Raw genomic sequence first — 19,081 nt, 5'->3', positions numbered from 1 at the left:
GTTTGCCGACCGACACAACCATATCAACGGCATTGAGAATTTTTGGAATCAGGCGAAACGTGTCTTGCGCAAATACAACGGAATCGACCGAAAATCTTTTCCTCTGTTCTTGAAAGAATGTGAGTTTCGTTTTAACTTCGGGACACCAAAGCAGCAGTTAAAAACTTTGCGGCTTTGGTGTGGTGTTTAGGGCTAATCTACTTCAGCCCCTATATTATTAAGATGTAAGAGTTAAGTCCGAGAATAATGTAAATGTTTTTAGATGCTGTATGGGTTTTGCACAAGCTTCAATTTTTTAGCTATACTTGTTCAGTATGTTCGTTATAGTGAGTTCGCCTTAGTAAGCTGCAAATAGTATAAATGGCGTAACAACATCGTAACGGAAATGAAATATGTTACATTATAATATCTTTCAGCCGGTAAACCAGCTTAAACTGTTGCGGTATTTCGGTAGCAGTGCGGTGTTGTGCGGGTTGGCGAGAAAGCTGTTTAAAACGGCTTCGAAATGGGGCAGGTCGGTTTGATATTGCGGCCATTTAAGAAAGCGGGCGGCGTAGTAGTGGGCGATAAGCTCGGCTTGCTGCTCCATGTTTAAATCGGCGATGCTGCGGATGCTTGCGGGGGAGGGGTAGGCGTAGCAGCAGCGTTGGCGGTAGCCGCCTTTAACGGCCAGCATCAGGCCGCCCAGCCAGGTGCGGTAGCCGTGTTGGTATTGCCAAACGTGGGTCAGTTCGTGTATCAGCCACACGGTGTAATGCGTGCCTGTGCAGGTGAAGTCGTCGGGGCAGTTTTGGCGGGGAAAATAAATGTGGCCGTTGGGGGCAACGGCTACATTGAGATCGGGCAGCAGCGGTATGCCGCGGTAGATTTTGATGCGGCCGTAGTCGATGCCGTCTGAAAAAACCAGCTGCGCTGCCTTAGTTTCTTGAGCGTTCAGCCGCCGCCAGCGTTCAGCCACGGCGGGCTTTCCGTTTCTGCCACAATCTGGCAGTGCGCAGCCGCCAGATTGTGAGTACGGCAAGATAGCCTGCTACGGCCAGCACTGAGCCTAAAATGGGTACGCCCACCAGCAGCGGTTTGCCTGCGCCAATCAGCCAAGCCCATGATTCGGTAAGAAAGTTTCCGCTCCTCCAGGCGGGAAATTCCAGGGTTGCCGCTGCTTTTACGCCCAGTAGGGCGCTGCCGATTTTGTAGGCAGTGTAGTAAAGCGGCATATAAGTAATGGGGTTGGTGTAGAGGGTGGTGAACACGGCAACGGGTAGGTTTGTGCGCAGAAAATAGGCGGCAATCAGGGCGGTGAGCATTTGGGTGGGGCCGGGCATCAGGCCGCAAAACATACCTACGGCAACGGATAGGGCGGCTTGGCGGCGGTTGAGTGTCCAGAAATAGGGTTGGTCGAACAGCGGGGCAAAGGGTTTGCTCCAGCGTGAGGCGAAAATTTGTTCGCGGTCGGGCAGCCTGCTGCGCCAAGATGTGTGTTTGGTATCGGTCATGCGGGTAGAAATCGGGGGTAATCCGGCAGTTTCAAGGGATATAAGTGATTGGCGGAGCTTGCTTTGGTGCCGGATGCTGCGGCTCGGGCTTGGCCTTGGCAGCACGGGCGGCCGGCAAAATTTTGTTTTTATGTTTGTTTCTAGGGTGAATCCGCTTTATTCTCCGGCGCAAGCGGCAGGCCTTAGGTGGTGCGGGCATTGCTAAACCGGGTTTGTGGCCGCTTCAGCATTTTCAAAATCGGTATCTTTGAGCAGGAGCGCAGCAAGCACGCCGCAGCGTAAACAGAGCGGTTGGCTGCTCCGTTGTGAAACCAAACGGCACCGGCCTGTGTTGCTGTGTGGTTTGCACCACCGGTATCTGCATATTTTCTCTGTCGTTGTTCCGTTATGATTGTTAAACGGACAGGCTGTATGCGCAATCTAGATAAAGGCCGTCTGAAAACATCGTGGCCGTTCCGCCGTGGGCGGTGTTTCAATATGCTTTCAGACGGCCTGCAGGTGCAGCCAGTCGGGGGTTTATTCCGATTCGCCGTTTTTCTCTTTTTGGGGTGCCGGTTTTTTGGCGGCCAGCCCCAGCGATTTTTGCCATTGGGCGGGCTGCTTCACCAATTCGAGCGCTTTTTTCAGTTGCTCGTCTTTGGCCGGGTTGGGAATGCGGCGGGAAGAGCGGTCTTCGTCTTTTTCTTTTTTGCTTTTGGTTTTAGGCTCTTCTTTCGCGGTTTCAGACGGCACATATTCGCCGCCGTTTACTTCTGCGCCGCCCAAGGGGTTGCCGATGTGGCCGGCCAAATCGGCTTCGCGGCTTTCAAACAGGCGGTCTTTGTCTTTCACTTCCACATCGGGCACGATGCCTTGCGCCTGAATCGAGCGGTCTTTAGGGGTGTAGTAGAGTGCGGTGGTCAGCTTGACGGCGCTGCCGTTGGAGAGCGGCAGCACGGTTTGCACCGAGCCTTTGCCGAAACTCTGCGTCCCCACCACCACCGCGCGGCGGTGGTCTTGCAGCGCGCCCGCCACAATTTCCGAAGCCGAAGCCGAGCCGGAATTAATCAGCACTGTAACGGGGATGGTTTTCAGCTCGGCGGGCAGGCCGGAGAGCGGGTCTTTGCCGGAAGAGAGAATGTAGTCTTCAGGCACTGCTTTCAATACCATGCCGCCTTTGCCGTTGCGGCCTTTGGTGCTCACCACGGTGGCGTTGGCGGGCAGGAAGGCGGCAGACACGCCCACCGCGCCGTTAAGCAGGCCGCCGGGGTCATCGCGCAAATCGAGTACCAGGCCTTTGAGCGGGCCTTTGTTTTGTTTGGCCAAGGCTTGGGCAGACTCGTTGAGCGCGGGCACGGTGCGCTCCTGAAATTGGCTGATGCGGATATAGCCGTAGCCCGGCTCGAGCAGGTGGTGGCGCACGCTTTTCACTTTGATGACGGCGCGGGTGATTTTCATGGTGATGGGTTTGGCGGCATCTTTGCGCGAAAGGGTGAGCGTGATGTCGGTTCCGGGTTTGCCGCGCATTTTTTTCACGGCTTCGTTGACCGTCATGCCGCGGGTGGATACGCCGTTGATTTTCACGATAAAGTCGCCGCTTTTCACGCCGGCGCGCTCGGCAGGTGTGTCTTCAATCGGGGCAATCACTTTCACAAAGCCGTCTTCCGCGCCCACTTCCATACCCAAGCCGCCGAATTCGCCGCTGGTGCTTTCTTTCAGGTCGGCATAATCTTTTTTGGTCATGTATTCCGAGTGGGGGTCGAGGCCGGATACCATGCCTTTCATGGCGCCTTCAATCAGGGCATCGTCTGATTTGTCTTGATAATAATTGGCTTTAATCTGGCCGTACACTTCGGCCATGGTGCGGATGGACTGCACCGGCAGGGCTTCGTTTTTCTTTTCGCCGGCCGCATGGCTCTGCACGCTCAGGCTTAACGCCACGCCGCTGAATGCGCCCAGTGTGTATAGGGCGATTTTTTTTAAAGTGGAATTAGACATTGCCAAACTTTCTCTTTCTTCTGAGCCGCAGGCTTTCAGACGGCCTGCTTGGATAACTGTGGAACTTTATGTGATTTATCGTTTGCGGGCAACTGTATAGGGGTAAAAAAATGCTAAATAAGGCCTGATTTGCAACGGCGGTGCAGCACAAGGCGGGCAGGCCGTCTGAATATTACCCGGCCGTCTGAAAAAAATTTTCAGACGGCTCAGGCTGCCAATCAAATTCTGATGATGGGCTTTCAGGCAGCTGTGGCGTTATTTTCAGACGGCTGTTGTGAAACCGTTTGCTTTTAAATCTTTAAAGTCTGTTTCCGGCGGGTTTGAAGCGCGGGTGCGGGTGCTGCACTGGGCCGGCGGTTTTGACGGGGCGGGAGGGGATACAGGCCGTCTGAAAGATGTTTTAAAGCCGATTAAGGCTGTTTGAAAACAGCAGCCGTTTGAACGGGCTGTACAGATGCGCTGTTTCAGACGGCTTGGAAAACGGAGGTTTGCAGGTTTGAAGGGAGAGCGGCAATCCGCAGCGGGTTTCAAGCGCATCAGGGCCGTCTGAAAAAAGGTAGGGGAAGATGGGGCGCAGCCTGCGGCCGCTTCAACTGCATCAGGCCGTCTGAAAAGCATCTTGCGGATTTTCAGACGGCCGGCAGCGGGTTTGCAAGCGCGGCGGGGCTTTCGGAGTCAAACCGAACAGCCGGGCCGTCTGAACGTTATCCTGAAACGATTGCGCCGGATTTTCAAACGGCCTGTGTTTCCCATTCAGGTTCAGGTTGGTCTGATATTTTCAGACAGCCAGTGTTTCCCATTCAGGTTGGTTTGATATTTTCAGACGGCCTCTGCTTCCCGTACAGACCTGCCGATATTTCAGACGGCGGGCGGAAATTAGGCAGGTTTGAATGTGGAGCGGCAGCCTGATGCGGATTTTGGCCGTATCAGGCTGTTTGGGAAAGGGTTGAAAAATCGTTGGGAGAGGGGAGACGGCCTTGCTGCGGGTTTTGCGGCGTAAGGCCGTCTGAAAAAGCGGTTAAGAGAAAATGGGGCGCAGCCGTGAGGGCGGGTTTCAGCGCAGCCATGAGAGCGGGTTCATCGGCTGGCGGCGGTAGCGGATTTCGAGATACAGCCCCTGCTCTCCGGTGGGCAGGCTGCCGCTGGTGCCGATGGTGCTGCCGGCACCCACGCTGCCGCCGCTGCCCACCGATACGCTGCTTAAGCCTGAATATACGCTTACATAGCCGTCGCCGTGGTCGAGCACCACCATGTTGCCGTAACCGCTCAGAGCACCGGCATAGGCAACGGTGCCGCCGGCGATGCTGCGCACGGGGGCATTGCCGGTTGCGAAAAACACGCCTTTCCAGGTGCCGCCGCCGGGGCGGGCCTGGCCGAAGCGGCCGCTGATGCTGCCGCCCACGGGGCGGATAAGGCTGCCCTGCATGCGGCTGAAGCTGTTTTTATATTTGGTGGTTTGGTCGGGAGCCTGCAGGGCGCGGTCTTCGGCGGTGAGGGTGGAGCGCGGGGCCTGCGGTTTGGGGGTGGGTGTTTTGGCGGGTTTGCTTTCTTGGGTTGGGGCAGGTTTGCCTTTGATTTTGGCTTGTTCTTTTTCGGTGCGTGCTTTTTCGGCGGCGGCCAGCCGCGCTTGGGCGGCTTTTTTGCGGGCTTCGGCTTCTTGGCGGCGTTTTGCGGCGTTGCGTTTGGCGATGTCTGCCAACAGGGCGTTGAGACGCTGCTCGTTTTCGCGCAGGGCGGAGATATGCCGGATTTGGCTGTTGATCTGCTCGGAAAGCCGGCGGCTTTCGGCTTGGGCGGCGGTGTCGGCGCGGCCGAGTTTGTTGATGGCTGCCTGCCGTTGGGCTTTGATTTTGTTCAGACGTGCCAGCCCGGCATCGATGGCGGCTTCTTGTTTTTCCAGCCCGGCCTGCCGGTGCGCCAAATCGTTCATGACTTTTTGGTTGGCTTCGTTGATGTAGCGGCTGTATTGCAGGTAGCGTGCTTTCTGCCCCGGCTCGGCGTTTTTCAGAAACAGTGCCACTGCATTGGGGTGGCGGTTTTTATATTGGCCGGCAAGCAGGCGTGCCACTTGGGCTTTGATGCCGGCCACTTCGGTTTTCAGACGGCCCAGCTCGTTTTGCAGCTTTTGCAGTTTTGCCCAGGCGTTGCGCTGCTGTTTGTTGATGGCTGCGAGCTCCTGTTGCGCTCTGGTCAGCGCGGCTTGGGTGCGCTCAAGCGCGGCGCGGGCGTTTTGTTGCGCACTCTGCTTGCGTTTGAGATCGGCTTGGGCATCGCTGATGGCGCGGCGGATTTCCTGCAAACCGCTGCCGGCTTGGGCGGCATCGGCAGGCACGGGCTCGGGGGCGGCAAAGACGGCGGAACAGCAGAGCAGGAGGGCGGACAACAGCGGTTTGATCGGCATGGCGGCGGGGCGCAGGGTGATGAAAAACCGATTATAACGGATAGGCAGGCCGCCTGAAAATCGGGCGGGAGGCGGTGTTTTAACGGCAGGCCGGGCTCCGGGCGGTTATGTGCGCCCGCTTTATCGGCGTTACGGTATTGCCGGCCTTATCCCGAAGGGGATGGTTTTGCCGGCTGCCAAAGCCGCAATAGGATAGGTTCCGTATTGTTTTGCCGCCCGGTGCTGAAAATAAAGCAGATTCGCTATGTGATTCACTGTGTGGCTTGCTGAAAAGATATGGTTTGGGCGCGGCCATATCGGGCGGCTCTTGTTGGGGGGCGGCAAAGACCGATAAAATAACGGTTTTTTGCGCCGGTTGCGGCCGTCTGAAACGGTGGAAATATTTGGCGTGCAGGATGTCGGTATGGAAATTCCAATGGTGTGTAGGTTTTGTTTTGGCAGGTTTGTGTCGGGATTTTTCAGCGTTGCCGAATGCCGCAAGGCGCGGCAAAGCCGTGTGGTTTTGAGTGTGCCTGAATCGGCGGCCATGGTTTAGGCGGCGGGAGAAAGCGGCTGTCGGGCCGGATAACCGGTTTTCCAAGATTGAATGGTTTTGCAGCGCGGGTGTCTGCAGGAGCCGGTTGGTGTGTGAAACCGGTTGTTCAGACGGCCCGGTAAACTGCGGTGGAGGTGTTGATGCTTTATTTGATTGCCAGTATTTTTTGCAGCGTGGCCGTGTCGGTGCTGCTCAAACTCGCCCGCTCGCGGAAAATAGACATCGCTCAGGCGGTGGCGGTGAACTATATCGTTGCCGTTGTGTTGTGTATGCAGTTGCTGAAGCCTGATTTGAGCGCATGGAAGGCTTATCTGCCGACATGGTGGCTGTTTGCCGCGCTGGGCATTTTGCTGCCTTCTGTGTTTGTGGTGATGGGAAAGGCGGTGGAACAGGCGGGGATTGTGCGGGCCGATGCGGCGCAGCGGCTGTCGCTGTTTCTGCCGGTTTTGGCTTCGTTTACGCTGTTTGGCGAGCAGCTTTCAACAGGCCGTCTGATCGGTTTGGCGTTGGCGTTTACGGCGTTGTTCTGCCTGCTTTGGAAGCCCGATGGCGGTAAAAAACAGGGGTTTGCGGCCAATGCGGGCTGGCTGCTGGGCGTTTGGGCGGGCTACGGCGTGATCGATATTCTGTTTAAACAGGTGGCCAAAAGCGGCACGGCTTTTGCCGGCAACCTGCTGGTGGCGTTTTGCCTGGCAGGGGTGTTGATGTTTGGCTGGCTGTTTTCCAGGCCGGCCAAATGGTCGGCGGCGGGCATACTCGGCGGGATGGTGCTGGGCTGTTTGAATTTTGCCAATATTTTCACCTATGTGCGCGCGCACCAAGTGATGGGCAGCAACCCTACGCTGGTGTTTGCGGGCATGAATATCGGCGTGATTGTGCTCGGCACGCTGGTGGGGGCTTTGGCGTTTAAAGAAAAAATCAGCGCCGTCAACGCGGCGGGGATTGTGGTGGCGGTGTGCGCCATCGGCTGCCTGTTTTATTGGAATATCTTGGCAGGCTGGCTGGGCATGTGAATGACCGGTTATCGGCACGGCTGTTTTGGCTCAGGCCGTTTGAAATTATTTTTTGCTGAAAATGTCATGTGATATTCGAGCCGGGTCAGATGTGCTCTGTCGGCGGAGCGGGTGTGCATATTTTCGATACAGGGCGCAGCAACGAGGAATCGGGGCGGGCAGGCTCCTTGCCGCAGGCAAGGGCGCCGGTGTTGTAGGATTTTCAAAAGGCTGGCCGTAAAGGCTTTCAGACGGCCGCAAGGCGTTTCTGCCCGCCTTGCGGTTGGCGGAACCGGTTTGACAGGGCGTTTAGCCGTTGTTGCTCTGCGCGGGGGCTTCGGGAGATGGCGGCGCGGTTTCGGCAGTTTGCTGCGCTTGGGCGGCGGCTTGGCGTTCGGCGCGGGCGGCAAGCACCTGCTGCACGGCAGGGTGCTGTTGGGCGATTGACTGCTCTTCGGGGCTGACTTCGCCTTTGAAGCGGTTGTTCAGATCAAAGCGTTTGCCGCCGCGGGCGAGTGCCTTGAGATAACGCGGGCGGCGGCAGTGGTTGGCCAGCACGCGCGCAATCAGGGCGGGGTCAAACTGGGGCAGCCCGGCAATCAAATCCTGGTCGATGCCGAGAGCCAGCGGTTTGAAGCGTTTGAATACATCGTATTTATTGTAGATATGTTCGGCAATCATGTCGGTTTGTTTCTTTTTGCTCATGGTTTGCACTGCGGATTTCAGTGCTGCGCCCAAAGCGGTTTCCTTCGTCATGTTGGTGTTCCTGAAACTGATGGTCTGATTGGGTAATCTGCATATTTTAGTATAAAGCCGGTGTTTTGGCTAAGGCTTTGTCGATAATGTTTGAGCTTGGGCGCATGGTGCGGTTGGCCGCGGCAGCTATGCCGTTGATGGTTTGGCCTGCCGCTGCGGGTGTGCGGTGTCTCTCGGAATTTTGCTGATATGGCGGGCGTTATTCTGCCGCTGCGCCAATGAGGTTTGTATGGCCGTGCCGGCGGCAGCGGTGGGCGGATTTGCGGGCGAGATGGCAGGCAATCAGAATCACATAGGGCGTTTCCGACTCTTTTGGGGCGGCACCGCCGCAGCACCTTTCCGAAATGACCCTGAGATGGAAAATTGTTTGATGATATTCAAAGGCCGTCTGAAAACCTTTTCAGACGGCCTTTGTTGCGCAGGCGGCAATTTGAGGGCGTTGTCGCCGTATGCCGCCTGCCGAAACGGCAAACACAGCCGCTGTTGTGCATCAGATTTGCCCAAAGGGGCGGCGGCGGAGCAGCTTATCCGCCTTTGATTTTTTTGCCTAAATCTTCAAATTTCTGTTTCAGGCTGTTTTGCAGCTCTTCTGCTTTTTCTTTGCGCTCGGCTTTGCGGCGTTGCCGCAGCTCCTCACGCGCTTGGCGTTGCAGCTCTGTTTCGGCCTCGGCGGCGGCCAACACTTCTTGTTGGACGCTTTCTGCGCTCCAGCGCAAAACATGGGTGTCGAAGCGGCCGAAGAAAGCATCGGCAGGCACTTCGCTTGCTTCTTGGGCCAGCACAATCACGGCCGCATCGCCATTGATCATTTTTTGCGACACACTTTCCATCAGCGTAGCTTCTGCGAGCGAAACGGTTGCGCCCGTGCTGCTGCCGATGATGGCACCGGTTGCGCCGCCCAGCAGCATGCCCACGGGGCCGCCCAACACGCCGATTAATGCGCCCAGCAGGCCGCCTGTAACTGCGCCTTCATCGGCATTTTCGGCAAAATCGGTGCTGTCGGCCACAGTAATCACGCCGTTTTCTTTTTTCACCAATACGGCTTGTGCAATCAAAGAATCATGGGTTTGGCGGTAGGCCTTCAATTCGCTGAAGGCTTGGTAGGCTTCGCTGGGGACGTTGAATAAGCCGACAATAATGTTTTGCTGCATATTTTTACTCCTTCGGGGGGGGGAGGGGGCGGTAATGCTCTGGCGGTGAATTACTGCGATACATACACACCGCGATATTTAAAGATAGACTGCTGATATTAAAAAGTTTCGGCAAGGCAGGGTGTTTTACATATTTTCATGATTCGGTAAGCTGCTGTTAATGCTGTCGGCAAACGGCATACAAACGGCGGTAAGGTGCTGCAAACCGGGGGGCAAAGGATAAAGGCCGTCTGAAAACACGGCCGGATGACGGCGGTTGGTGTTTTTCAGACGGCCCGGAAGTTTTTAGGGGGCTGTGTTCAGCGGTGTTCGATATCGGGTGTGCTTACACGCACACCGGCGTTTTGGGCGCGGTGGCGCAGGGCATGGTCAATTAACACCAAAGCCAGCATGGCCTCGGCAACCGGTGCGGCGCGCAGCCCCACACAGGGATCGTGGCGGCCGTTGGTGGCGATTTGGACGCTGTTGCCATCGATGTCGATGCTTTCGCGGGGGGTGGCGATACTGCTGGTGGGTTTGACGGCAAAGTTGGCGGTGATGGTTTGGCCGGTGGAAATGCCGCCTAACACCCCGCCGGCGTGGTTGGATTTGAAGCCTTGCGGGGTAAGCTCATCGCCGTGGAAACTGCCGCGCTGGGCAACTACATCGAAGCCGTCGCCGATTTCCACGCCTTTTACGGCATTGATGCCCATCAGGGCATGGGCGATGTCGGCATCGAGGCGGCCGAACACGGGTTCGCCCAAGCCCACAGGCACGTTGCGCGCTTCGATGTGCAGTTTGGCACCCACCGAATCGAGCGATTTGCGCACGCTGTCGATATAGTTTTCGAGCCGGCCGATTTGCGATTGGTTGGCGGCAAAAAACGGGTTTTGCGCGATAAACTGCTCGCCCTCGAATGCGATTTCCACTTCGCCGACTTGTGTTACCCAGCACACGATTTCGGTGCCGAATGTTTCGCTCAACCATTTCTTGGCCACGGCGCCGGCAGCCACGCGGGCGGCGGTTTCGCGGGCGGAAGAGCGGCCGCCGCCGCGGTAGTCGCGCAGGCCGTATTTGTGCCAATAGGTGTAATCGGCGTGGCCGGGGCGGAACCGGCGGGCGATATTGCCGTAGTCTTTGCTGCGCTGGTCGGTGTTGCGGATCAGCAGCGCGATGGGGGTGCCGGTGGTGCGGCCTTCAAACACGCCCGATAGAATTTCCACTTCATCAGCCTCGCGCCGCTGGGTAACGTGGCGGCTGGTTCCGGGTTTGCGGCGGTCGAGATCGGCTTGGATGTTTTGTTTGGTTAAGGCCAGCCCGGGCGGGCAGCCGTCAATGATGCAGCCCAGCGCGGGGCCGTGGCTTTCGCCAAAAGTGGTTACGGTAAAGAGTTGTCCGAAAGTGTTTCCTGCCATAGTGTTGTGCTTTGGGAAAGGGTTGGAAAACGGACGGCCAGTTTAGCATAAAGGCCGTCTGAAAGGCTTGGAGAGTTTGCCTGCAATGGGCGGGGTATGGCATAGAGTGTCGATATACGGCACTACATTGGGTTGCTGAAACCGGAGCGGTCAAACGTTAAACAAAAAAACGGCCGGGTCGCGGCAGAATGTGCCGGTTAAGGCTTTCAAGATGTTTGCAGCTTGCGGAATTGTGGTGCGGACGGCAGGTATGATTGGATTTTTCTGATTGAAGCGGGGCAAAATATAATGATTGAAGAAGCAGCGGGCAAGCGGGCAATGCAATTTTATGGCTTTGTTTCAATGATTTTTATCATATATAGGTGTTTTTAATTTGGGCAGGATTTTGTTTTTGATTGGATATCTTTGGCATCAACCCAGCCCGCAGTGTGTTTGTTAAGACATTTTCCTTTCATGTTCTGATTCTGGCAGATTTTTCCTGTATAGGAAATGTGCAGCCATTTGCCATTGCCGTATTCGCTTATACCGTTGTTGTTTTTGGTAACAGACACAAGACTGCATTTTTGTATAAATCCGGCGAAATTGCCGGATTTTCTTGATGCGCGTTTATATAGTGCGGTGTTTTTTGCAATCACCAACTGATTGGGTTGGTTGCCGGCATGATATAGATGGTTTTCAGACGGCCATAAGAAATAACAGATTATGGTTATAAAGAAGGCGGTTGTTATGGCTGCAAGTGCAAACCGAAGCTGTTTGTTTTGCGAGGTTAAGGTTGCATAACGGCTTTGCCATGTCCGAATATCTCTGTCTAAACATAAACGGTGTTCTTGAAGTTGTTGATTGTTGTGTAAGGCTGAAGACAACGCTGATTTTGTATGTTCGAGCCGGTTTTCTAATTGCTTGTTTTCTGAAAGCATCTTTTCTGTGTATTCTTGTTTGTGTTTTGTCTCGTTTCGTAAATCGGCTATTGTGTCGATTTCATGTGTGCAGACGATATATTTTCGCCCGACCAACTCAAAAAAACATCTGGCTGTGGCCTGGACATCGTAAAAAGCATTATGCCAGTTTGAAAAACCGCCAAACAAATATTGGTGGAGCTCCATCAGTGAAGGGTGTTTAAACCCTTCCCGCCCGTCTGGAAAGGTTAGTTCACATAGGCTTGTGGTGTTTTTCATCAGACAGAATTGTTTGAATGTTGAAAAATTTATTTCGTCCTGCCCTGTCCGTAACAGTTCTTTATTGATTAAACCAATATCATGTGAAATATTAAATGCAATCAAGCATATTTCATCAGCAGGGTAACGTGCTAAATCTTGTTGGAAAAGGCTGATAACTTCAAGAATAGGCCTGCCTTGTTTACAGGCATCATCATGAGAAAAGCCGCGTCTGTTTTGATGATCGGCGGGTAGTCGGTAGCCGTTGGGTTGGATAATGTGGTTTTGAATATATTCAAGATTGCCATCATGGCGGTAAACTGCCCACGAAAATTGGCAGATTCGAAATTCAGTTGGGTTTTCTTCAGAGTTTGGTTTAGCCTTATCAAACTTTACAGCAGGGCTTTCAACATCGAATACAATATATTTATAAGGATGCTCGATTCGGCTTTTGCACTTGGGGCAGGTTGGTGAGGCATAAAATGTTTCAATATATCGAATAGAATGTGAACATTTCGGCTTTGTGCATTGGCAGAGCGTTTCACGGCTTTCCCAAATAATATGGCCGAGTTTGCCGTATCGGGTTAAATAAGGTTGGCTGTGGTTCATGTTTTTAACAGGTGCTGTGATGTGGCTTAATGACATACAAGATTGATGTTTGGTTCCCCAAATCTTATAGTAGCTTATTTAAAGCAAGAATAAGCAAAGGCCGCCTGAAAACTTCAGACGGCTTTTTGTACTATATCGAAGCCGCTGGGGTAGAATGCTGTTTTTTGACGGGAGCCGATAATGTTGCAGCCGCATCATGCCGCTGTATTCGATTTGCCGTTTTTTCAATTGGCGCAAATCAAGCGTTATTGTCCGGAGCGTTTGGACGGGATTAAAGCGGCGCACCGCTCGGCGTGGCTGGTGTGGCGGCATACGGTGGAGAATGTTGCGGCGCAGCTGGGCGCGGAATTTGCTCCGCCGCATATCGAGTGCTGGTGCAACGGCTGGCAGGTGCGGGCGCATTTTTTTGCCTATTTCAAATACATGCGTTATCAGGATTCGGCAGTGATTTTTTCGCTGCTGCTCAACCGCCGCCGTTTAGGCGTGTGCTTGGATTGGCACAGCTACCGTGCGGCGCAGTCGGCCGTGTCGCTGGAGCAATACCGGCAATGGCTGCAGGCTTTGGCGGGCGGGGATTTTGACGGCTTCGATATGTGGCGCGACAGCGATGGAGAATATGCCGATTATCCGACTGCGGCGGTACAGCGTGCGGGTGGTTTGGATCTGGCTCCGGGTGATTTTTTCTGCATCGGCAGCCATATCGAACGCGGCGTTATCGGCCAAACCGACAGCGCGGCCTGGCTGGCGGCGCAAATCCGCGCCCTGCAGCCTTTATATGAAGCCTGCTTCACTGGAGTTGAGGCAACCTGAAGTGCAGGGCAGGCCCCCTGTTTAAATTGCGGCAAGGGGAGCGTCACTTTTTTGCAGTGGCGGCAATCATGCGGCTTTCGGTATGCGGTAACGGTGGCCGTGCCGATATGGCCTGCCCGGCGGGATTGCGGCGGTTTCGCGGGTTATGCGGGATTGTCTCGGCATACTGTAAAAACACCGGGGGTTCTATACCGGCCTTCCGTTACCGCCGAACCCGCTGGAATCGATGCAGGGCGGCAAACCGCAGGCGGCTTGGAGCGTAGAGAACCGATTCTGCCGCCCTCTTTGAACACCAGCAGAATAAAGTCAGCACACAAGTACGGCAATGCCGCAGCGGAAATAAAAAAACACAGCCATGCCGCAGCGGGAGTAAAAGCGAAAAGGGCGCAACCTTTGCAAAATTCATTTAGGCCGTCTGAAAAACCGCCCTGTTGTTTTTCAGACGGCCTTCTGCTGCCGCCGATCTGTTCTAAAAATCATCACGGCCTTGGCTGTCATGCTGTGTCTATACCGCCTGCGATCTGCCGTTCGTGTAGTTGTTTCGGTGGAGGGTTGGATACAGAAGTCAAGCCTGCTTCAGCGATCTGAACTGCCTGCTCCGCTAAAACCTACGCAGGCCGAAGGCACTAGGGATATTGTGGGCTCATTCCGTTGCCGCTTGGCGGCTTGAAAAAACCGTTCTCTTTAAATTAAAAGCACGGCAAATGCCGCAGCGGAAATAAAAATACGTTAGGCCGTCTGAAAACCGCCCCGTTGTTTTTCAGACGGCCTTCTGCTGCCGCCGATCTGTTCTAGAAATCATCACGGCGTTGGCTGTCATGCGGTGTCTGCACCGCCTGCGGCCTGCCGTCCGCGTGCCGGTTTCGGTGGAGGGTTGGATACAGAAGTCAAGCCTGCTCCAGCGATTTTATTGCCTGCTCCACCTGCTCGGGCGCGAGTTTGTTGAGGCAGTCGGTATGCCCCAGCGGGCACTCGCGTTTGAAGCAGGGCGAGCAGTCTAAATTCAGGCTTACGATGGCGGCACGATTGCTCAACGGCGGTGTGTGGACTGGGCTGGAAGAGCCGTACACCGCCGCCAGCCTGCAGCCCACGGCGGCGGCCAGGTGCATCAGGCCGCTGTCGTTGCAGACTGCGGTTTCGGCGCAGGCCAATAAATCGATGGCTTCTGCCAAATCGGTTTTGCCGCACAAATTGATGCAGAGGCCGTCTGAAAGCGTGTTGATTTCTTCGGCAATATCGAAATCTTTTTGCGAGCCGAACAGCCAGATCTGCCGGCCGGCGCGGGCATGGCGGCGGGCGAGTTCGGCAAAATGGCGGGCGGGCCAGCGTTTGGCGGGGCCGTATTCTGCGCCCGGGCAGAAAGCCGAAACGGGTTGGCGGGTGTTCAAGCCGTGTTTGGCCAGCGCGGCCGCTTTGCGCTCTGCATCGATTTTAAACAGCGGATTGCCCGGACTGCCGTTGAATGCGGCCTGCGTGGAATGCGCCAGCGCGGTATAGCGGTCTGCCATCAGCGGCAGCGCGGCCTTATCGAGTTTGCGGATGTCGTTGAGCAGCAGGTAGCGCGATTCGCCCACATAGCCCGTGCGCTGTTTGATGCCGCTGGCAGCCGCAATCAGGGCGGATTTGAGCGAACCGGGCAGCACGATAACCCGGTCGTAACCACGCCGCCCCAGCTGCCGCCCCGTTTGCCAGCGTTTTTTCAGCGCCAGCGCGCCGTGGCCGAACGGGTTTTCGATGATTTCGCTGACTTCGGGCATGCGCTCGAACACGGCCATCGACCATTTGGGGGCAAACACATCGATGGCGGCGCCCGGGTGCAGCTCGTGCAGGCGGCGGCAGAGCGGCTGCGTCATCACGCAGTCGCCTATCCAACTGGGGGAAATAATCAGGATTTTTTTCGACATGGCGGCGGGTGTGGCTCGGTATATTTTTGATACGCTGCATATTGTATAGCGAATCGGGCCGATTTTGGATACGGGGCGGCAGGCGGCGCGGTGTGTATGGCGAAGCTGCTTTATTTTTGGCGGCAGGCGGCGCAGAAACGGTTCTGTTTGCCGCTTTGCCGGCGGGCAGAAGCGCTCTTTTCGGGCTGGGGCGGCAATGAAGCGGATTGGGCCTGCCGCAGCGCGAACCCTGCCTTTGCCTTATATCAAAGGCCGTCTGAAAAAGCCTGCCCGCCGCCGCCGGCGGTTTTATAATGGGCGGCGTAATGAAATTTCACAGAGAATATGCGCCCATGAAACCATATATTTTAGACCCACAGGCCTTAATCGGCGGCGTGATTGCCGAAGACAACGACCAACAGCTCGTGCAGCTTTCCCTGCAGCGCGGCAACGAAATCCCCGTTTACGAAACCGATGCCATCATACTGTTAATCGTGCTCAACGGCAGCGCGCAAATCACCACCGAAAAAGAAACGCTTAACACCGCCGGGTTTCAGGTGGTGCGCCTGGAGCCGAACGAAGCCCACAGCATCCGCGCATTGGAAGACCGCACCAATATTTTGGTGGTGAAACAGCTCACACACGAATTGGTGTTCAGCAAAAAACTGCGTTTCGGCAGCTGCTGTTTATAACGGAAACAGGCCGTCTGAAAACTTTCAGACGGCCTGAGCCTATCAATATAAACATAAACATAAACATAAACATTCAAATTTCCACCCGCTGTTTGCTTTCTGCGCTTTGGTAAGCCTTTTCCAGCAAATCTAAAACCTGCACCGCCTGCTGCGGTTTCACCGCCAATTCGGCACCATTGGCCAACACATTGTAAAGGTTGCGGTAAAACGCGCCGTAATCGCCGCGCTCGCCTTCAAAACGTTGGCGGATAACGGCGCCTTCGGCGGTTTTCGTGTGCAGAATGCCCCATTCGGCTTCCGGTTCGCGGTTCCAATCACCCTCGGGCACCGCGCCCGCAGCCAGCAGAGCTTCCTGATTGTCGGCGTTTTGTTTCACATAAGAGCCGCGTTTGCCGTGCAAAGCCATAAACGGCAGCGGCTCGCGCATGTATTTTCCCGCCGTGAGCGAAACTTTTTTGCCGTCCGGGTAATAAAGCAGCATCTGAAAATTATCATCGCTCACCGCGCCCTCGTGCTGGCGGCGCACATCGGCATAGATTTCCTGCGGCAGGCCGAACAGATCCACCGCCATGTCGGCCAGGTGCGAGCCTAAATCGTACACCAAACCTACGCCTGCCCCGCCGGTTTCTTTCCAGCTTTTCGGGCTCAAGCCTTCGGCGTAACGCTCGAAACGGATTTCGCAATCGACAATATCGCCCAGCAGGCCGTCTGAAAGCAGCCGTTTGGCGGTGAGGAGCGCGGCGTCCCAGCGGCGGTTTTGATACACCGTCAGCACCACGCCCTGTTTTTTCGCCAGCTCCGCCAGCCGGCGCGCTTGGGCTGCGGTGGCGCACAGCGGTTTTTCCACCACCACATGCTTGCCTGCCAGCAGGGCTTGTTGGGCAAACTCAAAATGCGTTTGGTTGGGCGTGGTAATCACGATTAAATCGGTATCGTCTGCCAGCAGCCCGCTGAAACTGCGCACGATTTCTGCATCAGGCAGGATTTGCTGCGCCGGGCTGCCCGAACGCTGCAACACGCGCACCACTTTGAAACGCCCGTCTGCCTGCCAAAACGGCAGATGGAACACTTTGGCGGAAAGGCCGAAACCGGCCAGGCCGATTTTGATGGTTTGGGTCATGCCAAGCTCCTGTTTGATTGTCGGGTGTCAGCCCTAAGCCTACCGCTTTTGCAGGCCGTCTGAAAGAGAAATATGGCGGATTACAAAAACTGAATACCGCAACCGGCCTGTTTCAGCCCCAAAAAATGATGTTGCCGGCTGCCAAAGCGGCGGCAGAACCGGCGCAGCATGATTCGTACGGCCTGCGCCCTGCCGCCTTGCTTTCATTTAAATCGAACCGGCTATCGGCTATAATGGCGGCGGTTTGGAATATTCGGCCGTCTGAAACATTGTTCAGGCGGCATCATCGATTAAAGGATCACCGCATGAGAAAACCCCAACGGGGCTATGCCCGCCAAGACCGCGTGAAAGAGCAGATTATGCGCGAGCTGGCCGAACTGGTGCGCAAAGGCCTCAAAGACCCGCGCGCCGGTTTCACCACCATCAACGATGTGGAAGTTACCCGCGACTACAGCCACGCCACCGTTTATTACACCGTGCTTGACGACACCGCCCGCGAAATCACCGAAGAAGCGCTCGAACACGCCAAAGGCTACCTGCGCAGCGAATTGAGCAAACGCATCAAGCTGTTCCGCACGCCCGAGCTGCATTTCAAATACGATGAATCGCTGGCGCGCGGCATGAGCATCTCTCACCTGATTGATCAGGTGGCGGCAGAAAAACCGGTGGAAGACTAAACCGGGCGCAACTGCCCGACACAACCGCTGCCGAACATAACCGCCCGCAGGCTGCAACTGCCCCCCAGGCCGTCTGAAACACCGGCCTTTCTCTTTGGATACCCACCGAAACCCCGTATGCACAAACCGACCAAACGCCCCGTAAACGGCGTGCTGCTGCTCGACAAACCGCAAGGGCTCTCGAGCAACGCCGCCCTGCAGAAAGCCCGCCGCCTTTACCGCGCCGAAAAAGCGGGGCACACCGGCGTGCTCGACCCGCTCGCCACCGGCCTCTTGCCCGTGTGTTTCGGCGAAGCCGCCAAATTCGCCCAATATCTGCTCGATGCCGACAAAGCCTACACCGCCACGCTGAAGCTCGGCGAAGCCACCACCACGGGTGATGCCGAAGGCGCAGTGATCGCCGCCGCGCCCGCAGATATCAGCCCTGCCGCTTTTCAGACGGCCTGCCGCGCATTAACGGGCAAAATCCGCCAAGTGCCGCCGATGTTTTCGGCATTGAAACACGAAGGCAGGCCGCTCTACGAATACGCCCGCAAAGGCATCACCATTGAGCGCAAAGCGCGCGGCATCGAAATTTATTCGATCAATATCCGCTCGTTTTCCCCGCCCGCCGCCGTGATTGACGTGCGTTGCAGCAAAGGCACCTATATCCGCACCCTCGGCGAAGACATCGCCAAACACACCGGCACCTTTGCCCACCTCACCGCCCTGCGCCGCACCGAAACCGCAGGTTTCACCACCGCCGAAAGCCATACCCTCGAAACCCTCGAAGCCTTAAGCGAAGCCGAACGCGATGCGCTGCTGCTGCCCTGTGATGCGCTGGTTCGGCACCTGCCTGCAACCGTGATCGGCAGCTGCGCCGCCGATATGCTGCAAACAGGCCGCCGCCCAGATGCCGAGGGCAGGCCGGAGGGCGGCCCGCTGCGCATATACCGCGAAAACGGCACCTTCATCGGCCTGGCCGAAATACGCCAGGGCCGTCTGAAAGCCGTGCGCCTGATGAACACAGCAAAATGCGGCTGAATCTGCAAGCAGCCGGGCGCAAATAAATCAAGCAATCCGATTCTTTCTACGGTTCTTTTTTAACCGCTGTGGTGTTCAAACGGCCGGCCGCTGCCTGCTGCCGGGCAGGGTGTTTTCCGCAAACAGACGGATTGCCCTGCGGCAGGGAAGAAAGCGTTAGAGATAAAGACAAGGCCGTCTGAAAAGCGTGTGCAGGTTTTTCAGACGGCCTTTGCGGTGTTATTTCCGTTACAGCGTTGCCGCGCTTTTTTGTTCCTTTTTTATTCGAAGAGAACGGTTTTGCAGGCCGCCCAAGCGGCAGAGTCGGGGCCGTGCCTGCCTGTATGGCTTTACCCTTGCCGCCCTCTGCATTACTTTTCACGGGTAGGCGGTGTCAGGCCGTCTGAAACATAACGGAACGGTTTTTCAGACGGC

Annotated in this window: 18 protein-coding genes and 1 pseudogene; 8 read left to right on the top strand and 11 right to left on the bottom strand. The window is 55.7% G+C overall.

The window, feature by feature from the left end:
• Positions 1–190: pseudogene (locus tag IR141_RS06445) on the top strand (IS1595 family transposase); the annotation flags it as partial.
• 222 nt (positions 191–412) lie between these two features.
• On the opposite strand, the gene IR141_RS06440 reads toward IR141_RS06445, so the two are convergent.
• The 3 genes from IR141_RS06440 to IR141_RS06430 all read right to left on the bottom strand — a co-directional run bounded on the left by IR141_RS06440 (position 413) and on the right by IR141_RS06430 (position 3,470).
• Positions 413–958, bottom strand: coding sequence for a type IV secretion protein Rhs (locus tag IR141_RS06440; protein WP_135034881.1), 546 nt, complete (start codon positions 956–958; stop codon positions 413–415).
• A complete protein-coding gene (locus IR141_RS06435) occupies positions 951–1,493 on the bottom strand; it encodes a DUF2062 domain-containing protein (protein WP_135034879.1) in 543 nt (180 codons plus the stop codon). The genes IR141_RS06440 and IR141_RS06435 overlap by 8 nt, the downstream gene beginning before the upstream one ends.
• Before the next feature lie 516 nt (positions 1,494–2,009).
• Positions 2,010–3,470, bottom strand: coding sequence for a S41 family peptidase (locus IR141_RS06430; protein WP_135034877.1), 1,461 nt, complete (start codon positions 3,468–3,470; stop codon positions 2,010–2,012).
• Between the two features lie 129 nt (positions 3,471–3,599).
• Here IR141_RS06430 and IR141_RS06425 point away from each other — a divergent pair, with 129 nt between their 5' ends.
• Positions 3,600–3,764, top strand: a complete 165-nt coding sequence (locus IR141_RS06425; RefSeq protein ID WP_167743080.1) for a hypothetical protein — start codon at positions 3,600–3,602, stop codon at positions 3,762–3,764.
• Between the two features lie 632 nt (positions 3,765–4,396).
• Here the strand turns inward: IR141_RS06425 and IR141_RS06420 are convergent.
• Together IR141_RS06420 and IR141_RS06415 are read right to left on the bottom strand one after the other, a co-directional pair.
• On the bottom strand, positions 4,397–4,537 hold the full coding sequence (locus IR141_RS06420) for a hypothetical protein (protein WP_167743078.1): 141 nt from the start codon (positions 4,535–4,537) through the stop codon (positions 4,397–4,399).
• The gene (locus IR141_RS06415) at positions 4,525–5,871 is read right to left on the bottom strand and encodes a murein hydrolase activator EnvC (protein ID WP_135034875.1); all 1,347 of its coding nucleotides are present in this window, start codon (positions 5,869–5,871) and stop codon (positions 4,525–4,527) included. The genes IR141_RS06420 and IR141_RS06415 overlap by 13 nt, the downstream gene beginning before the upstream one ends.
• 675 nt (positions 5,872–6,546) lie before the next feature.
• Here IR141_RS06415 and IR141_RS06410 point away from each other — a divergent pair.
• On the top strand, positions 6,547–7,419 hold the full coding sequence (locus IR141_RS06410; RefSeq protein ID WP_135034873.1) for a DMT family transporter: 873 nt from the start codon (positions 6,547–6,549) through the stop codon (positions 7,417–7,419).
• Between the two features lie 288 nt (positions 7,420–7,707).
• On the opposite strand, the gene IR141_RS06405 is transcribed toward IR141_RS06410, so the two are convergent.
• Positions 7,708–8,154, bottom strand: a complete 447-nt coding sequence (locus tag IR141_RS06405) for a ProQ/FINO family protein (RefSeq protein ID WP_135034871.1) — start codon at positions 8,152–8,154, stop codon at positions 7,708–7,710.
• A 367-nt stretch (positions 8,155–8,521) separates the two neighbouring features.
• Here IR141_RS06405 and IR141_RS06400 point away from each other — a divergent pair, with 367 nt between their 5' ends.
• Positions 8,522–8,692 carry a hypothetical protein gene (locus tag IR141_RS06400; protein ID WP_167743076.1) on the top strand — a complete coding sequence of 57 codons (171 nt, stop codon included), beginning with the start codon at positions 8,522–8,524 and terminating at the stop codon, positions 8,690–8,692.
• Here the strand turns inward: IR141_RS06400 and IR141_RS06395 are convergent.
• From IR141_RS06395 to IR141_RS06385, 3 genes are all read right to left on the bottom strand, one after another.
• Positions 8,679–9,305: a DUF1269 domain-containing protein gene (locus IR141_RS06395; RefSeq protein ID WP_135034869.1), complete on the bottom strand. Its 627-nt coding sequence runs from the start codon at positions 9,303–9,305 to the stop codon at positions 8,679–8,681. The genes IR141_RS06400 and IR141_RS06395 overlap by 14 nt on opposite strands.
• Before the next feature lie 299 nt (positions 9,306–9,604).
• On the bottom strand, positions 9,605–10,699 hold the full coding sequence (gene aroC / locus IR141_RS06390) for a chorismate synthase (RefSeq protein ID WP_135034867.1): 1,095 nt from the start codon (positions 10,697–10,699) through the stop codon (positions 9,605–9,607).
• Positions 10,700–11,067: 368 nt separating this feature from the next.
• Positions 11,068–12,498 carry a 3'-5' exonuclease gene (locus tag IR141_RS06385; RefSeq protein WP_135034865.1) on the bottom strand — a complete coding sequence of 477 codons (1,431 nt, stop codon included), beginning with the start codon at positions 12,496–12,498 and terminating at the stop codon, positions 11,068–11,070.
• A 144-nt stretch (positions 12,499–12,642) separates the two neighbouring features.
• On the opposite strand from IR141_RS06385, the gene IR141_RS06380 reads away from it, so the two are divergent.
• A complete protein-coding gene (locus IR141_RS06380) occupies positions 12,643–13,272 on the top strand; it encodes an HI_0552 family protein (protein WP_135034863.1) in 630 nt (209 codons plus the stop codon).
• An 887-nt stretch (positions 13,273–14,159) separates the two neighbouring features.
• Here IR141_RS06380 and waaF read toward each other — a convergent pair.
• Positions 14,160–15,176, bottom strand: a complete 1,017-nt coding sequence (gene waaF, locus IR141_RS06375; protein ID WP_135034861.1) for a lipopolysaccharide heptosyltransferase II — start codon at positions 15,174–15,176, stop codon at positions 14,160–14,162.
• Positions 15,177–15,508: 332 nt separating this feature from the next.
• Here waaF and IR141_RS06370 point away from each other — a divergent pair, with 332 nt between their 5' ends.
• Positions 15,509–15,847, top strand: a complete 339-nt coding sequence (locus IR141_RS06370) for a hypothetical protein (protein WP_135034859.1) — start codon at positions 15,509–15,511, stop codon at positions 15,845–15,847.
• A 73-nt stretch (positions 15,848–15,920) separates the two neighbouring features.
• On the opposite strand, the gene IR141_RS06365 is transcribed toward IR141_RS06370, so the two are convergent.
• Positions 15,921–16,967, bottom strand: coding sequence for a Gfo/Idh/MocA family oxidoreductase (locus IR141_RS06365; RefSeq protein ID WP_135034857.1), 1,047 nt, complete (start codon positions 16,965–16,967; stop codon positions 15,921–15,923).
• Positions 16,968–17,272: 305 nt separating this feature from the next.
• Here IR141_RS06365 and rbfA point away from each other — a divergent pair, with 305 nt between their 5' ends.
• Both rbfA and truB read left to right on the top strand, forming a co-directional pair.
• Positions 17,273–17,644 carry a 30S ribosome-binding factor RbfA gene (gene rbfA, locus IR141_RS06360; RefSeq protein WP_135034855.1) on the top strand — a complete coding sequence of 124 codons (372 nt, stop codon included), beginning with the start codon at positions 17,273–17,275 and terminating at the stop codon, positions 17,642–17,644.
• Between the two features lie 117 nt (positions 17,645–17,761).
• The gene (gene truB, locus IR141_RS06355; protein WP_135034853.1) at positions 17,762–18,667 is read left to right on the top strand and encodes a tRNA pseudouridine(55) synthase TruB; all 906 of its coding nucleotides are present in this window, start codon (positions 17,762–17,764) and stop codon (positions 18,665–18,667) included.
• Positions 18,668–19,081: the final 414 nt, after the last annotated feature.

It is taken from the genome of Neisseria sp. 19428wB4_WF04 (assembly GCF_015235335.1).
Taxonomy (GTDB): domain Bacteria; phylum Pseudomonadota; class Gammaproteobacteria; order Burkholderiales; family Neisseriaceae; genus Neisseria; species Neisseria musculi.
Note: the sequence above shows the minus strand (reverse complement) of the source record. Positions and strands in the feature narration are given on the sequence as shown.

Excerpts from the sequence above, each read along its gene's own strand:
- IR141_RS06435 (WP_135034879.1), bottom strand. The coding sequence starts at position 1,493 with ATGACCGATACCAAACACACATCTTGGCGCAGCAGGCTGCCCGACCGC.
- IR141_RS06430 (WP_135034877.1), bottom strand. The coding sequence starts at position 3,470 with ATGTCTAATTCCACTTTAAAAAAAATCGCCCTATACACACTGGGCGCA.
- IR141_RS06420 (WP_167743078.1), bottom strand. The coding sequence starts at position 4,537 with ATGGCTGCGCTGAAACCCGCCCTCACGGCTGCGCCCCATTTTCTCTTA.
- IR141_RS06415 (WP_135034875.1), bottom strand. The coding sequence starts at position 5,871 with ATGCCGATCAAACCGCTGTTGTCCGCCCTCCTGCTCTGCTGTTCCGCC.
- IR141_RS06410 (WP_135034873.1), top strand. The coding sequence starts at position 6,547 with ATGCTTTATTTGATTGCCAGTATTTTTTGCAGCGTGGCCGTGTCGGTG.
- IR141_RS06405 (WP_135034871.1), bottom strand. The coding sequence starts at position 8,154 with ATGACGAAGGAAACCGCTTTGGGCGCAGCACTGAAATCCGCAGTGCAA.
- IR141_RS06395 (WP_135034869.1), bottom strand. The coding sequence starts at position 9,305 with ATGCAGCAAAACATTATTGTCGGCTTATTCAACGTCCCCAGCGAAGCC.
- aroC (WP_135034867.1), bottom strand. The coding sequence starts at position 10,699 with ATGGCAGGAAACACTTTCGGACAACTCTTTACCGTAACCACTTTTGGC.
- IR141_RS06385 (WP_135034865.1), bottom strand. The coding sequence starts at position 12,498 with ATGTCATTAAGCCACATCACAGCACCTGTTAAAAACATGAACCACAGC.
- IR141_RS06380 (WP_135034863.1), top strand. The coding sequence starts at position 12,643 with ATGTTGCAGCCGCATCATGCCGCTGTATTCGATTTGCCGTTTTTTCAA.
- waaF (WP_135034861.1), bottom strand. The coding sequence starts at position 15,176 with ATGTCGAAAAAAATCCTGATTATTTCCCCCAGTTGGATAGGCGACTGC.
- IR141_RS06370 (WP_135034859.1), top strand. The coding sequence starts at position 15,509 with ATGAAACCATATATTTTAGACCCACAGGCCTTAATCGGCGGCGTGATT.
- IR141_RS06365 (WP_135034857.1), bottom strand. The coding sequence starts at position 16,967 with ATGACCCAAACCATCAAAATCGGCCTGGCCGGTTTCGGCCTTTCCGCC.
- rbfA (WP_135034855.1), top strand. The coding sequence starts at position 17,273 with ATGAGAAAACCCCAACGGGGCTATGCCCGCCAAGACCGCGTGAAAGAG.
- truB (WP_135034853.1), top strand. The coding sequence starts at position 17,762 with ATGCACAAACCGACCAAACGCCCCGTAAACGGCGTGCTGCTGCTCGAC.